Genomic DNA, 12,756 nt, shown 5'->3' on the forward strand with positions numbered 1-12,756 from the left:
GTTAAAACTTGTTTATAAATGCAACAGTGTTAAGTTTTGTCGCTTTCACCAAGAAGTGCATTAAGTTCTTCAAATAAATCTTCATGGTCATCATCTTCAGCTAAAGTTGATGGATTTTGGTTTAATGAAGATGCTTTTGCTTTTCTCAGTTTTAATAATTGTTCCATATTAATATTCTGATTTTCGATAGCAAAAGGAATAGATTTAGTTAATACGACCTGTTTAAAAAAAAGTCGTACTGCTTGGGCAGGGGTAATTCCCAGTTGTTTAAAAACAGCAAAAGCCTGCTTTTTTTCTTGGGAGTCAAGTCGAACCTGATAAACTTCTGTTTTTCGCATGAATAACAAAACCAAATGATTTTTAATTTTTAGGAATTTATTTTAAACCATCGCAATGTAATTTCAATGCTTTTTGGCATAAAAAATAATCTTTTTGTCATTACGGTTACATTACAATGTCAATTCAAACTCAGAATTAAAAGACATTCCCTCTTTTGTGAGGGGATCTATAAATGAAATGTGCTTAGCTAGCAGCTGTAATGGTTCCGAGAAATCATCTTCAGCCTTGTGTTGAACTACTGGATAAAATGGATCATTTTTAATCGGAATTTCTAAGTAATTAAGATGCACGCGAAGTTGGTGCTGTTTGCCCGTTGTCGGTGTTAAGCGATATTTTGCCCAAATCTGGTTATGCTCGATGAGTTCAATATAGGTCTCGGTATTTGTTTTTGCATTTTCTATAACCCGCATGGTGTAAAAAGGATGACCTTTATCTAAATGCAAATGTAATGTCTGAGGGAAATTTAAATCTTGTCTATAAGGTGCAACAGCGTGATAAATTTTATTGACTTGGCGCTCTGCAAATAATTGTTGGTAAATACCACGCGACTCAACCCGTTTGCAAAATAGAACAACACCAGCAGTTTCACGATCTAGACGATGAATAGGGGTTAAAAATTCATTGCCTGTTTGTTTTTTAAGACGGACTAAAAGTGTTTCTTGAACATATTGTCCAGTCGGGCTAATTGTTAAAAAATGGGGTTTATCGACCACCAGTAAATCATCATTCTCAAATAAAATCCGATGTTCAAATGGAACATGTGGTTCATAAGCCAGAAATCGATAATAAAAAATATGGGTATTACTTTGGTATGGACTGTCTAATGTTAGTTTTTGTCCATTTGCACCATAAATAAGTCCATCTTGAAATCGTTGTTGCCACTCTTGCACTTTAATATGTTGGAAATGTTGGCATAGATACTCATAAATAGTTTGAGTATTTGTTTGTGCAGGAAGATAGACTTGGCTTGCGCTTACACCATCAATCATAGGTGGCAAAAAATCGTTCGGACTAGACATAAAAAAGTGTAAATATGTAAGAAAATTGATATAAAAAAAGCCAACTTCTAGGGCTTAAGTAGGCTTTTAAGGCAGGGCAATGTTATCATATCGATTATTTCGAATCATGTTATGTGTGCTATGTCGTATTCATTGAAATTGGTCTTAAATCATGAAGAAGATACTGAGCGTTTAGCTCAAGCTTTGGCGCAGCATGTTCAGCCGGGTGTAATTTATTTAATTGGGGATCTAGGTGCGGGTAAAACCACACTTACGCGCTATTTCTTACAGGCTTTGGGCCACAAAGGCTCTGTTAAAAGTCCAACTTATACACTCGTTGAGCCATATAAAATTAATGATAAAGAAATTTTTCATTTTGACTTATATCGTTTGAATGATCCGTACGAACTTGAATTAATGGGAATCCGTGATTATTTAGATATCGCAGACGCATTATTTTTATTTGAATGGCCATCAAAAGGTGGCGATGAAATTCCAGAGGCAGATATCATCATTGATATTCAAAAGTCAGATGATGAGTTGAGCCGTTTAGTAACCCTAACTTTACCTACAGAACATTTGTATCAGACTTTGCAGGAACAGCTTCATGACTGATGAAAAGCTAACACAACGTCGTATCCATACATTAGACGCAGCGTTAGCCAACCAGATTGCTGCTGGTGAGGTGATTGAGCGTCCTTCATCTGTTGTTAAAGAATTATTAGAAAACTCTATCGATGCCGGTGCAACTGAACTCATTGTACGTATTGCTCAAGGTGGTTCGACCCTAATAGAAATTATTGATAATGGGCATGGTATTCATTCTGAAGATTTAGCATTAGCGGTTATGCGTCATGCCACAAGTAAAATTAAAACGGCAGAAGATTTACACGCTATTGTAAGTTTAGGATTTCGCGGGGAGGCACTTGCTTCGATTGCTGCTGTTTCAAGATTGACATTGACGAGTAGTCAAGATGAAAGTGGTATTGGCCATCAGGTTGAAGTAAACGGCACAGCATTTGATCATCAAGAAGTACAAGCTGTTGCTGCTCAAAAGGGGACCCATATCCGTGTTCAGGACTTATTTTTTAATGTTCCTGCACGCCGTAAATTCTTAAAAAAACCAACCACTGAATTTGGGCATATTGAAGAGATTGTTCGCCGTCTAGCTCTAACACATTTCGATATACGTTTTGTGCTTGAGCATAATGATAATATTAGAATTAATCTACCTATAGCGGATAGCGGCGAGCTGCGTTTTCAGCGGGTACAGCAATTATTAGGTTCGCAATTCGTACAAAATGCATATTGGATGGATGCTGAAAGTATTAGCATGCGTTTATCGGGTTGGCTAGGCCATCCTTCTGATGCACGTGCGCAGGCTGATATGCAATATGTCTATGTAAATGGGCGTATTGTCAAAGATAAAACAATTTCGCATGCGCTACGCATGGCATATGACGGTATTTTACATGGTCATCAACATTCATCTTATCTACTTTTCTTAGAAGTCGATCCTGAAAATATTGATGTTAATGTTCATCCTACAAAACATGAAATTCGCTTTTTAAATCAAAGAGAAGTGCACGAGTTTGTAAGGCATTATGCAAAAGAAACTCTATCGCAATTTCAGACAGCGAGTGCTGATTTAGCTCAAGCGATGAAAGTAGATGAACAATCAGATTATTCAGTACAGCCGCAGCCGAAATATCAAGAACAATTTTCATTGCACAGAGCAAATGAAACTTTAAATGCAGATAGTGAGCCACAGACTCAGCACGCACAAACAGAGTTATTAACCGATTTTAACGCTAGTCGTCCGCAAGCTGTTCACTATGCAGATCAAACACCAAAATATAATGGTTCTGCTCAATTAAATAATGCGTTAAAGACATACTTAGCGCCTCTACGTGACCAACCTGCTACTTTTTCATTAAATGAAAATATAGAACCAGTAACTAAAGTTGATGAATTTCCTTTAGGTATCGCAATTGCTCAACTTCATGGAATTTATATTCTAGCGCAGAATACCGAAGGGCTAATTATTGTTGATATGCATGCGGCACATGAGCGTATTTTATTACAACAAATGAAAAATGCTTGGGATAAACCTGAATTTTGGACATCTCAGCAGTTACTTATACCTAAAGTCATTTCTATTAGCCGTATGCAGGCTGTTAGGGTAGAGGAGTTAAAACCTCAACTTGAGCGCTTAGGTTTGGAAATTGATTTATATGGCGATGAGCAAGTTATTGTTCGTGGTGTGCCTGCCATATTACAAAAAGCTGACTTTGAAAATCTTATTCCAGAGCTTTTAAATGATTTAGATCCAAATGATGAAGCCCAAGGGTTACTTCAAAAAAGAGACGAATTATTAGCTGGAATGGCATGTCATGGGGCAGTGCGTGCACATCGACAACTCAGCCTTTCAGAAATGAATGCTTTACTTCGTCAAATGGAACAAACTGAATTTGCGAGCCAATGTAACCATGGGCGGCCAACTTGGCGTGCATTTCCATTATCTCAATTAGATAAATTATTTGCTCGAGGAGAGTAGTTTTACATGTCAAATCAATTGCCCGTCATCAATTTAATGGGACCAACTGCGAGCGGAAAAACCGCTTTGGCATGTGAATTATACGAGCGTGGAAATTTTGAGCTAATTTCTGTTGATTCTGCACTCGTCTATAAAGATATGGATATCGGCACGGCTAAACCAACGCGTGAAGAGCAAGCGCTCTATCCTCATCATCTGATTGATATTATTACGCCTCTTGAAGTTTATTCAGCTGCTCAGTTTGTTGAAGATGCATGTAAGTTAATTGATGATATGCATTCACGTGGTAAGACTCCTATTTTGGTAGGAGGCACCATGTTGTACTTTAAGGCATTATTAGAAGGGTTATCTGGTAATTTACCGAGTGCTGATGCTCAAGTTCGTGCAGCAATTGAACAAAAAGGTTTAAATGAAGGGTGGCAGGCCGTTTATGATGAATTGGTTTCTGTAGATCCTGCTGCCGCTATAAAATTTAATGTGACTGATAAGCAAAGGATTATTCGAGCATTAGAAGTTTATAAGATTACGGGTGAACCAATTACTAAATTGCAGGCAGAACAACCAAAAAACGTACCATATCGATACATATTTCATAATTATGCTTTACTTCCAGATCGGGTAGAATTACATCAACGCATTGAGCAAAGATTAAGCAAAATGTGGGATATCGGTTTTTTGAGTGAAGTTGAAGCTCTAATTGAAAAATACGATTTAGATGAAAATTTACCCTCAATGCGTTCAGTGGGTTATCGACAAGCACTAGAATTTCTATTAAAAAGTGACTTAAGTCTCAAAAGTAAACGTGAAATGGAGGATAAAGCTTTATTTGCAACACGACAACTTGCCAAACGTCAATATACGTGGTTACGTTCTTTGCAAGAAATACACGATTTTAAAACTTACTTGACGATAAAGCAGGCGAAAGAAGACTTGCGAAACTCTTATGGATAAAGCAAAATTTGCACACTGTCTTTTTATAATTTTTAGTTGAAAAATAAAGATAGTTTTTTTGCGCTGATTTAAAAATTTTTTTTTGGAGTTAAAAATGTCTAAAGGTCAAACTTTACAAGATCCGTTCTTAAATTCTCTCCGTAAAGAACGTATCCCTGTTTCTATTTTCCTTGTGAACGGTATTAAATTACAGGGTCATATTGAATCTTTTGACCAATATGTTGTTTTATTAAAAAATACAGTAAGTCAAATGGTTTACAAACACGCTATTTCAACTGTTGTTCCAGCACGTAACCCACGCCCAGCAGGCGCGCAAGGTACAGGCTTCCCAGCACAAGGTGGCGCACAAGGCGGCTTCGGTGGTCAACCTACTGGTGGCTTTGGTGGCGGTCAAGGCGGTGGCTTTGGTGGCGGTCAAGGCGGTGGCTTTGGTGGTAGTCAAGGCGGCTTCGGCGGTCAAGGCGGCTTCGGTGGTCAAGGCGGCGGCTTCGGCGGTCAAGGTGGCTTCGGCGGTCAAGGCGGTTTCGGTGGTCAAGGCGGTTTCGGTGGTCATCAAGGTGGTTTTGACAACGATACTAAATTTGAAGATGGTCAAGAAGACGAAAATAATCGTTAATTGAAATCTAAAAAGAAGCCAGTCAGATAATGACTGGCTTTTTTTATGTTTATTTATAAATTAATTTAAAATATTTAATTCAACAGCAGTCGTAATTTGATCATTACGGCTGATATATCTAAATAAATAGAGTTTTAATCGATGCTATTAATATTAGCTGCTGCATTAAGCAGTGTTTTGGTGTCCATCTTATTAAAAAACTTAAAGAAAAAAGGTTACCAGCCGCTACAAATGATTGCATGGAATTATGCGAGTGCAAGTCTTCTTTGCTTTTGGTGGTTTCAGCCGGATATTCAACATATTTCAATAGAAAAGACGCCTTGGTGGTTAATTGTTGCATTAGGAATGATTTTACCCAGTATTTTTCTATGTTTAGCTAAATCATTAGAATATGCAGGAATTGTTAAAACTGAGGTTGCACAACGACTTTCCGTGGTACTTTCTTTACTCGCAGCTTATTTCATTTTTAATGAGCAATTTAATGCATTAAAGCTGTGGGGAATAGGTCTAGGAGCTTTTGCAGTCTTACTCGTCTTATTTGGACAAATGAATACTTCTTCGAATCATCAATCTCGAAAAGCAATTGTTGCTCTATTAAGTGTTTGGTGTGGATATGCCGCGGTAGACATTCTCTTAAAATATACGAGTAGTTTAGGTCTTCAATTTACACTCACGTTGAATCTTATTTTTATTACATCTTTTATATTATCAATTTCATATTTATTGGTGCAGAAAACCCAAAAATGGCAGCTTAAAAGTGCTATAGCTGGATTAGTATTAGGTGTGCTTAATTTTTCAAATATTGCTTTATATGTGAAAGCTCATATCCTTTTAAAGGATTCACCTGCAATTGTTTTTGCGAGTATGAATATTCTCGTTGTGTTATTAGGAATTGCAAGTGGCGTTATTTTATATAAAGAAAAATTAAAATGGCCTACCACTTTGGGTATTTTATTGGGGATCAGTGGTGTAATTTGTTTAGCTAGGGCAATGAGTTTATAGTTCAAGAGAGTTGAAACTCTTGAACTATTTTCATTTTATAAATAGGTAAAAATAACTTCATCTGGTAGGCGCGATTTAGGAAGTTTGGCATTGAAATCATTTTCACTGCGATAACCTAGAGAAACAATGACTGAACTACGCAGGCCTTTTTCAGTTAACCCAAGCTCAGTATTTAAAATATCTTCATCAAAGCCGCCCATTGGCGTAGCATCAATTCCTTCTAAACCCGCAGCAAAAAGTAGTTGCCCTAAAGCGATGAATGTTTGATTTTCCATCCACCCAAATAAATTTTTCTGCTCATTTCGATAGAATTCAACATAGCCATGGCGAGTATCTTTTTGGCCGAGCTTTGCTTTTTCATCTTTAAAACGACCGCTCAAATCATCTTGTTCAAGCAATTGATTTAAGTATTCAGCTGAAATATCTGTTCTTGTGCAAAAGATAAGTGTGTGTGATGACTCGAGTACTTTTGGAGCATTGTAGGCATATTTACCTGTTAAAGCTTTTGCAATTCGTTCTTTAGCTGCCTGATTATCTGCAACTACGAAATGCCAAGGCTGAATATTTACTGAAGAAGGGGTAAAACGTAAAATTTCTAATAATTTATTAAATTTTTCTTGAGGAATTTTCTTTTCAGAATCATACGCTTTTGTTGTATAGCGACTTTTAACAGAATTCAATAGGTCCATAGGTGTGCTCCATATCAATCTTATGGCAATTGAGAGAATTTAATCTTTGCCATCATACGCTATTTTATTCAAAAACATTTTCTATGTAATTTGATAAAGAAATATAATGTTTATATAAAAGTTTAGTAATTTATTGAAAATGATTAATTTACTGCCAACAGATGCAAAGAGTAAGTTACGAGAAATTAGAATTGTTAAAGCCTTTCTAATTTTTGCATTTGTATTGTGTCTTTTAATTTTATACATCGAATATCAAAAATATGGTCATATAAACTGGAAATTTATATTTATTGCCAGCATGTGTGTGATTTACGATTCTGATTTAAATAAAAAAATTAAAGAATTGAAGGTTGAAATAAAAAGTGACTAATTTCTAGTTAATAATTCCAGACAATCAATTCGAGCTGTTGCGTATTTGAGGATGGATCAATTTCCAAAATATAAGCCTGATCTTCACGCCAATCGCCAAGAACAATTCGTTGTTTAGCTTGTACCTGATGAATTGAAGGGCGGTGAGTGTGTCCATGAATCAGTATATCTACATTTTCTAAAGCAGAATTAACAGCTTGTTCATTTACATCCATAATTTCATAGCTTTTTTGCTGTTTATCAGCAGAACTTCTTTTGCGAAAGCCATTCACTAGTTTAGTGCGAAAACTGAGAGGAGTCCGGCGTAAAAGAGCAACTAAGAGCGGATTTCGAATAATCTTTTTAAATCTTTGATAAGAAATATCATCTGTACATAATGCATCGCCGTGTTCTAGACGATATTGATGTCCTGCGATATTGAGGGAATAAATGTCAGGGAGTAATACGCCATTAAATTTATTGAGGAAAACCTGATTAAGCGCAAAATCACGATTACCGACTTGAAAGTAAACCCGATTCCCTTTTTGGTTAAAGTTTTTTAAGGCCTCAACAATTTCATCAAGCCATGGTGCTGAATAGTCATCTCCAATCCAGGCATTAAACCAGTCGCCTAAGATGTAGAGTTGAGTATTTTTATGTTGGTAATGCACCAATAAGTCTAAAAACCCTCGAACGAGTCGAGGGTGTTCAGGTGACAAATGTAAATCTGAGATAAACAGATAAGTCACAGCTTTATCCTAAAATTATTCAGAAATAATTTTAGCAGATTCGATTACTACATTTTCTAAAGGAACGTCAGCGTGATAACCGCGGTTGCCAGTGCGAACACCTTTGATCGCTTCAACAACATCTAAACCTTCAACAACTTTACCAAATACAGCATAACCCCAACCTTGAGCAGTTTTAGAAGTATGGTTCAAGAAAGAGTTATTTTTTACATTGATGAAGAATTGAGCAGACGCTGAGTGAGGAGCTTGAGTACGCGCCATTGCAATCGTACCTTCGTCGTTGCTTAAACCGTTATCAGCTTCGTTTTCAATTGAATCGCGTGTCGCTTTTTCTTTGAAGTTTTCATCCATACCGCCACCTTGGATCATGAAACCATCAATGACGCGGTGGAAAATAACGCCGTCATAAAAACCGTCACGTACATATTCTAAAAAGTTTGCTACTGTTTTAGGTGCTTTTTCAGCATTCAGTTCAAGAACAATACGACCTTTATTGGTGTTTAATTCGACTTGAGGAAAACTCATTACATTAATCTCCTAAACATGGGCTTATGACCATGGGTTTTTGGTTGAGAGAAGCATAAGCAAACTGTAAACTACAAGGCAAGTAAAAAACGTTAAAATCTTTGTGAAAAATGAAGATAGCGTTTAAATTTTTCGAAATTTTATCTACAAAGAAGTGATTGATACACTATGAAGCCTAATGATGTTGTCTCGAGCCTGCCAAATAACCCGACACCGAATACTCATGCCTCTGTCGATTCTGTGCAGCAAGAACAACAGGCTGGCTTAGATTTCGTTCGCCAAGTCATTACTGAAGACTTGGCTGCTGGGCGTGCAAAGCAGATCGTAACGCGTTTTCCACCAGAACCAAATGGCTATTTACATATTGGTCATGTAAAAGCAATTTGCCTAAACTTTGGTGTGGCTGAAGAATTTGATGGGTTATGTAATTTACGTTTTGACGATACAAACCCTGATGCTGAAGAACAAGAGTATGTTGACGGTATTGCTAATGATGTGAAATGGCTTGGTTTTAACTGGAACGGTGAACCACGCTATGCATCGGGTTATTTTGATCAATTATATGCATGGGCTGTTCAACTCATTGAGCAAGGCGATGCCTATGTTGATTTACAATCTCCAGAAGAAATTAAGTTAAACCGCGGTAGTTTTGTTGAACCGGGTAAAAACTCACCATACCGTGATGCATCTGTTGAAGAGAACCTTGCGCGTTTTGAAAAAATGCGAAGTGGCGAATTTAAAGAGGGTGAAGCGGTTTTACGTGCCAAAATTGATATGGCAAGTCCAAACGTACACATGCGTGATCCAATTTTATATCGTGTATTGCATTCAGAACATCACCAAACAGGTGATAAATGGAAAATCTATCCAATGTATGACTATGCTCATCCATTGTCTGATGCGATCGAGGGGATTACTCATTCACTTTGTACATTAGAGTTCCAAGATCACCGTCCCTTTTATGACTGGATTGTAGAAAAGGTAAAATCTCAAGCGGTTCCACACCAATATGAATCTTCACGCTTAAATGTGGACTACACCATTACATCAAAACGTAAATTACGTAAATTGGTGGAAGGTGGTCATGTGAATGGTTGGGATGACCCGCGTATGCCGACTGTAGTGGGTATGCGTCGTCGTGGTTTCACACCAGAAGGCTTACGTGAGTTTTGTAAGCGTGTAGGTGTGTCAAAAACTGACGGTATTGTTGATGTTGCAATGCTTGAGTTCTGTATTCGTCAATCTTTGGAGAATACAGCTGCGCGTGGAATGGCTGTTTTAAGTCCACTTAAAGTGACTTTAACTAATTTACCAGAAGATATGGATCTTACACATGCTCGCCATCCAAACGTGGATATGGGTGACCGTGTGATTCCTTTAACCAAGGAAATCTATATTGACCGTAAAGACTTTGAAGAAGTACCACCAAAAGGCTTCAAGCGTTTAGTTCCTGATGGTGAAGTGCGTTTACGCCATGCTTATGTCATTAAATGTGATGAAGTTATTAAGGATGCTAATGGTGAAGTCATTGAGCTTAAATGTTCAATTGACCCTGAAACCTTAGGTAAAAACCCTGAAGGCCGTAAAGTGAAAGGCGTAATTCACTGGGTATCTGCAACAAAAGGTATTCCTGCTGAAGTACGTATTTATGATCGTTTATTTACAGAAGCAGATCCTGAAACAGGTGATGACTTCTTGGCGAACTTAAATCCGGATTCATTACAAGTGTTAGAAGCTGTAATTGAACCTGCTTTGGCACAAGCGAGTCCAGAAGATCGTTTCCAATTTGAACGCGAAGGTTATTTTGTGGCTGATCAACATGATCATTCACCTGAAAAACCAGTGTTTAACCGTATTCTCGATTTAAAAGATAGCTTTAAGCCTGAGAAAAAATAAGACGAGTAAAATGCTTTTGAGCAAATAGCAGATATAAAAAAGCCCAACTCAGTTGGGCTTTTTTATATCTATTTTCTTACATATATTATGCTTTATGGTGCGTTGGCAAATAAACTAAGCCGGATTAACCACGTAGAAATAAAGGACAATGATGATAAGGAGAATAGACGCTAGCGATAAATAGGTATTCACCGTATTAAAGCTTTTAATAAATTTCAGGATTTCCATAATGATTAACTATTTATATTTGTGAAGAAAAGAATGGTGAAGCAGTACATTTAATTTAATATAAAATGTTCCAAAAGATAGGTTATTACGCTATCTTTTGGTTAATAAAAAAGCATTTAAACTTATTTGTAGTAATAAAAAAGTGATTAACCACTATATCCAATTCGTTTAAGAAATTTTTGAATAACATCAAAAGCAGCATGTTCGAGATTTTGAGCATATTGCTGATTTTCTTCACGAAGTTTTGGAATTGAAATATTTGCATGGCGAAGTTCACATGTATGACCAATGAGCCATTTTTCAAAATGTTCTTCAGTCGTTTCAATGTGGAACTGCAAGGCAAGAATATTATTACCGACTTCAAATGCCTGATTGGTATAAACATCGGAACTTGCTAATAGCACCGCATTTTCAGGAAGATCGAAAGTGTCGCCATGCCAATGTAGAACATGAACATTGTTAAGCAAACCAGATAAAACTTGATTAGCGCGTAAGCTTAAGCTGAGTGGACCCCAACCAATTTCTTTTTGATGTCCTGCATATACTTTTGCACCAAGTGCATGAGCAATAAGCTGTGCACCTAGGCAAATACCAAGTGTAGGCTTGTCAGCTGCTAAACGTTGTTTGAGTAAAGCGATTTCATCTTTTAAGAATGGATAATCGTCAGTTTCATAGACTCCGATTGGACCGCCTAAAATAATAGTTAAACCTTCATGTGAAAAAGCAGGGGTTAAATCATCAACACCTGCTTCAAAATAACGGACGCGAAATCCGAGTTGATAAAAGACATCTTCTAATGAACCTAAGTCTTCGAAAGCAAGATGCTGAATGGCATAAATAGTTTTTGGGAAGGCGTTTGTTGTGCTCATACAAATGATTCATAGAAGATCAATAGGTGGAGTATAGCGATAAATATAAAGAAGAAAATATCTGTATAAATCGTCAATACCTGAAAATTGATATTTTTCGTTAAAATGCTGTTGTTATGCAAAGGATTATATATTTATCAATAAATCCCTAAACATATTCTACTGTTTAAAATAATAGCTTTTGAGTTCCCTCAAGACCTATATCTGAAAGTTGATGTTCATCTTTTAAATTAACTCCTGAAAAGCCGAGCTGTTTTGATTTTTTCATTAATGTGATTAAACGTTGTACCGCAACAGGAATACTTAAGCCTGCAGACCGGACATTAGAAATACAATTACGTTTGGCATCAAGACAGCCTGAATATGCATTCCATGTGTAGTAAATTCCCATACTGTCAGGAGAGCTTAAACCAGGGCGCTCACCGATGAGCATCACTAGCATGGGTGCCTTAAAGATCTCAGCAACCTCATCACCTAAAGCAACCCGACTGCCTATTGCCAGTGTAATGGGCGCAAGAGTCCAGTTTTCTTGCTGAACTTGCTCACTTAGCGCGGTAATGAATGGGATAGCATTCGCTTCAATTGCTCTTGCAGAGAGTCCATCACCGACCACAATACAAACATCGTATTGTTGAGGCTCATCTGCATATTTCTTAATTAAGACATCTTTTGATTGATCTGAAAGCTGACGTCCTAAATCAGGACGTTTAAGATAAATTTCCTTATTAGGAGCATTACTTTGGACATGAAGACTTTGCAGCTGTCTTTGCGCTAATTGCTCAGATAAATAGGAAACATCCATGTCTTGATAAACCGCATCTTTTGCTTGCGCATGCGACAACTGGAACTCAAGTAAGGCTTGTGTTGGGATGCTACAACCTGCACGACCCAGAGCAATACGAGCATCAGTAAACTGTTTAAGTTTTTCCCACTGGTCTTGATGAGTAGAAGATGGATATTGAATATCACGGTTCAGTTTCATGACGTTC

15 protein-coding genes are annotated in these 12,756 nt (G+C 37.2%); 7 read left to right on the forward strand and 8 right to left on the reverse strand.

The genetic code is table 11. From position 1 onward, the window contains the following. Positions 1 to 29: 29 nt before the first annotated feature. Together MJX77_RS12425 and MJX77_RS12430 are read right to left on the reverse strand one after the other, a co-directional pair. Positions 30 to 338, reverse strand: coding sequence for a type II toxin-antitoxin system RelB/DinJ family antitoxin (locus MJX77_RS12425; protein WP_174745849.1), 309 nt, complete (start codon positions 336 to 338; stop codon positions 30 to 32). 111 nt (positions 339 to 449) lie between these two features. Then, positions 450 to 1,358, reverse strand: coding sequence for a pseudouridine synthase (locus MJX77_RS12430; RefSeq protein ID WP_252059225.1), 909 nt, complete (start codon positions 1,356 to 1,358; stop codon positions 450 to 452). Positions 1,359 to 1,478: 120 nt separating this feature from the next. Between MJX77_RS12430 and tsaE the strand changes: the two genes are divergently transcribed. From tsaE to MJX77_RS12455, 5 genes are all read left to right on the forward strand, one after another. Continuing rightward, positions 1,479 to 1,952 carry a tRNA (adenosine(37)-N6)-threonylcarbamoyltransferase complex ATPase subunit type 1 TsaE gene (tsaE, locus tag MJX77_RS12435; RefSeq protein WP_252059226.1) on the forward strand — a complete coding sequence of 158 codons (474 nt, stop codon included), beginning with the start codon at positions 1,479 to 1,481 and terminating at the stop codon, positions 1,950 to 1,952. Beyond that, on the forward strand, positions 1,945 to 3,894 hold the full coding sequence (gene mutL, locus MJX77_RS12440) for a DNA mismatch repair endonuclease MutL (protein WP_252059227.1): 1,950 nt from the start codon (positions 1,945 to 1,947) through the stop codon (positions 3,892 to 3,894). The genes tsaE and mutL overlap by 8 nt, the downstream gene beginning before the upstream one ends. 6 nt (positions 3,895 to 3,900) lie before the next feature. Continuing rightward, positions 3,901 to 4,845 carry a tRNA (adenosine(37)-N6)-dimethylallyltransferase MiaA gene (gene miaA, locus MJX77_RS12445; protein WP_252059228.1) on the forward strand — a complete coding sequence of 315 codons (945 nt, stop codon included), beginning with the start codon at positions 3,901 to 3,903 and terminating at the stop codon, positions 4,843 to 4,845. A gap of 94 nt (positions 4,846 to 4,939) precedes the next feature. Continuing rightward, positions 4,940 to 5,461: an RNA chaperone Hfq gene (gene hfq / locus MJX77_RS12450; protein WP_005306601.1), complete on the forward strand. Its 522-nt coding sequence runs from the start codon at positions 4,940 to 4,942 to the stop codon at positions 5,459 to 5,461. 141 nt (positions 5,462 to 5,602) lie between these two features. Then, positions 5,603 to 6,463, forward strand: a complete 861-nt coding sequence (locus tag MJX77_RS12455; RefSeq protein WP_252059229.1) for an EamA family transporter — start codon at positions 5,603 to 5,605, stop codon at positions 6,461 to 6,463. Between the two features lie 35 nt (positions 6,464 to 6,498). Here the strand turns inward: MJX77_RS12455 and nfsB are convergent, their stop codons facing one another. After that, complete coding sequence (gene nfsB / locus MJX77_RS12460; RefSeq protein WP_151823362.1) at positions 6,499 to 7,152, reverse strand: oxygen-insensitive NAD(P)H nitroreductase; 654 nt, start codon at positions 7,150 to 7,152, stop codon at positions 6,499 to 6,501. Positions 7,153 to 7,291: 139 nt separating this feature from the next. On the opposite strand from nfsB, the gene MJX77_RS12465 reads away from it, so the two are divergent. Further along, entirely contained in the window at positions 7,292 to 7,522 is a 231-nt protein-coding gene (locus MJX77_RS12465) for a hypothetical protein (protein ID WP_252059230.1), read from the forward strand. Between the two features lie 7 nt (positions 7,523 to 7,529). On the opposite strand, the gene MJX77_RS12470 is transcribed toward MJX77_RS12465, so the two are convergent. Continuing rightward, on the reverse strand, positions 7,530 to 8,249 hold the full coding sequence (locus tag MJX77_RS12470) for a UDP-2,3-diacylglucosamine diphosphatase (protein ID WP_252059231.1): 720 nt from the start codon (positions 8,247 to 8,249) through the stop codon (positions 7,530 to 7,532). A gap of 15 nt (positions 8,250 to 8,264) precedes the next feature. Beyond that, positions 8,265 to 8,774 (reverse strand): peptidylprolyl isomerase, encoded by a 510-nt coding sequence (locus MJX77_RS12475; protein WP_004791583.1) that lies wholly within the window; start codon positions 8,772 to 8,774, stop codon positions 8,265 to 8,267. Positions 8,775 to 8,942: 168 nt separating this feature from the next. On the opposite strand from MJX77_RS12475, the gene MJX77_RS12480 reads away from it, so the two are divergent. After that, positions 8,943 to 10,670, forward strand: coding sequence for a glutamine--tRNA ligase/YqeY domain fusion protein (locus tag MJX77_RS12480; protein WP_252059232.1), 1,728 nt, complete (start codon positions 8,943 to 8,945; stop codon positions 10,668 to 10,670). 114 nt (positions 10,671 to 10,784) lie between these two features. Here MJX77_RS12480 and MJX77_RS12485 read toward each other — a convergent pair whose 3' ends face one another. The 3 genes from MJX77_RS12485 to eutC form a co-directional block, all read right to left on the reverse strand. Continuing rightward, a complete protein-coding gene (locus MJX77_RS12485; protein WP_227556118.1) occupies positions 10,785 to 10,898 on the reverse strand; it encodes a hypothetical protein in 114 nt (37 codons plus the stop codon). A gap of 146 nt (positions 10,899 to 11,044) precedes the next feature. Further along, positions 11,045 to 11,767 (reverse strand): glutamine amidotransferase, encoded by a 723-nt coding sequence (locus tag MJX77_RS12490; RefSeq protein ID WP_004791586.1) that lies wholly within the window; start codon positions 11,765 to 11,767, stop codon positions 11,045 to 11,047. A 166-nt stretch (positions 11,768 to 11,933) separates the two neighbouring features. Continuing rightward, positions 11,934 to 12,749 carry an ethanolamine ammonia-lyase subunit EutC gene (eutC, locus tag MJX77_RS12495; protein ID WP_252059233.1) on the reverse strand — a complete coding sequence of 272 codons (816 nt, stop codon included), beginning with the start codon at positions 12,747 to 12,749 and terminating at the stop codon, positions 11,934 to 11,936. Between the last annotated feature and the right edge of the window lie 7 nt (positions 12,750 to 12,756).

The organism is Acinetobacter sp. AHP123 (genome assembly GCF_023757925.1).
Lineage (GTDB): Bacteria > Pseudomonadota > Gammaproteobacteria > Pseudomonadales > Moraxellaceae > Acinetobacter > Acinetobacter oleivorans.

Bases quoted from the DNA above. Each gene is read 5' to 3' on its own strand.
- MJX77_RS12425 (WP_174745849.1), bottom strand. From the start codon at position 338: ATGCGAAAAACAGAAGTTTATCAGGTTCGACTTGACTCCCAAGAAAAA.
- MJX77_RS12430 (WP_252059225.1), bottom strand. From the start codon at position 1,358: ATGTCTAGTCCGAACGATTTTTTGCCACCTATGATTGATGGTGTAAGC.
- tsaE (WP_252059226.1), top strand. From the start codon at position 1,479: ATGTCGTATTCATTGAAATTGGTCTTAAATCATGAAGAAGATACTGAG.
- mutL (WP_252059227.1), top strand. From the start codon at position 1,945: ATGACTGATGAAAAGCTAACACAACGTCGTATCCATACATTAGACGCA.
- miaA (WP_252059228.1), top strand. From the start codon at position 3,901: ATGTCAAATCAATTGCCCGTCATCAATTTAATGGGACCAACTGCGAGC.
- hfq (WP_005306601.1), top strand. From the start codon at position 4,940: ATGTCTAAAGGTCAAACTTTACAAGATCCGTTCTTAAATTCTCTCCGT.
- MJX77_RS12455 (WP_252059229.1), top strand. From the start codon at position 5,603: ATGCTATTAATATTAGCTGCTGCATTAAGCAGTGTTTTGGTGTCCATC.
- nfsB (WP_151823362.1), bottom strand. From the start codon at position 7,152: ATGGACCTATTGAATTCTGTTAAAAGTCGCTATACAACAAAAGCGTAT.
- MJX77_RS12465 (WP_252059230.1), top strand. From the start codon at position 7,292: ATGATTAATTTACTGCCAACAGATGCAAAGAGTAAGTTACGAGAAATT.
- MJX77_RS12475 (WP_004791583.1), bottom strand. From the start codon at position 8,774: ATGAGTTTTCCTCAAGTCGAATTAAACACCAATAAAGGTCGTATTGTT.
- MJX77_RS12480 (WP_252059232.1), top strand. From the start codon at position 8,943: ATGAAGCCTAATGATGTTGTCTCGAGCCTGCCAAATAACCCGACACCG.
- MJX77_RS12485 (WP_227556118.1), bottom strand. From the start codon at position 10,898: ATGGAAATCCTGAAATTTATTAAAAGCTTTAATACGGTGAATACCTAT.
- MJX77_RS12490 (WP_004791586.1), bottom strand. From the start codon at position 11,767: ATGAGCACAACAAACGCCTTCCCAAAAACTATTTATGCCATTCAGCAT.
- eutC (WP_252059233.1), bottom strand. From the start codon at position 12,749: ATGAAACTGAACCGTGATATTCAATATCCATCTTCTACTCATCAAGAC.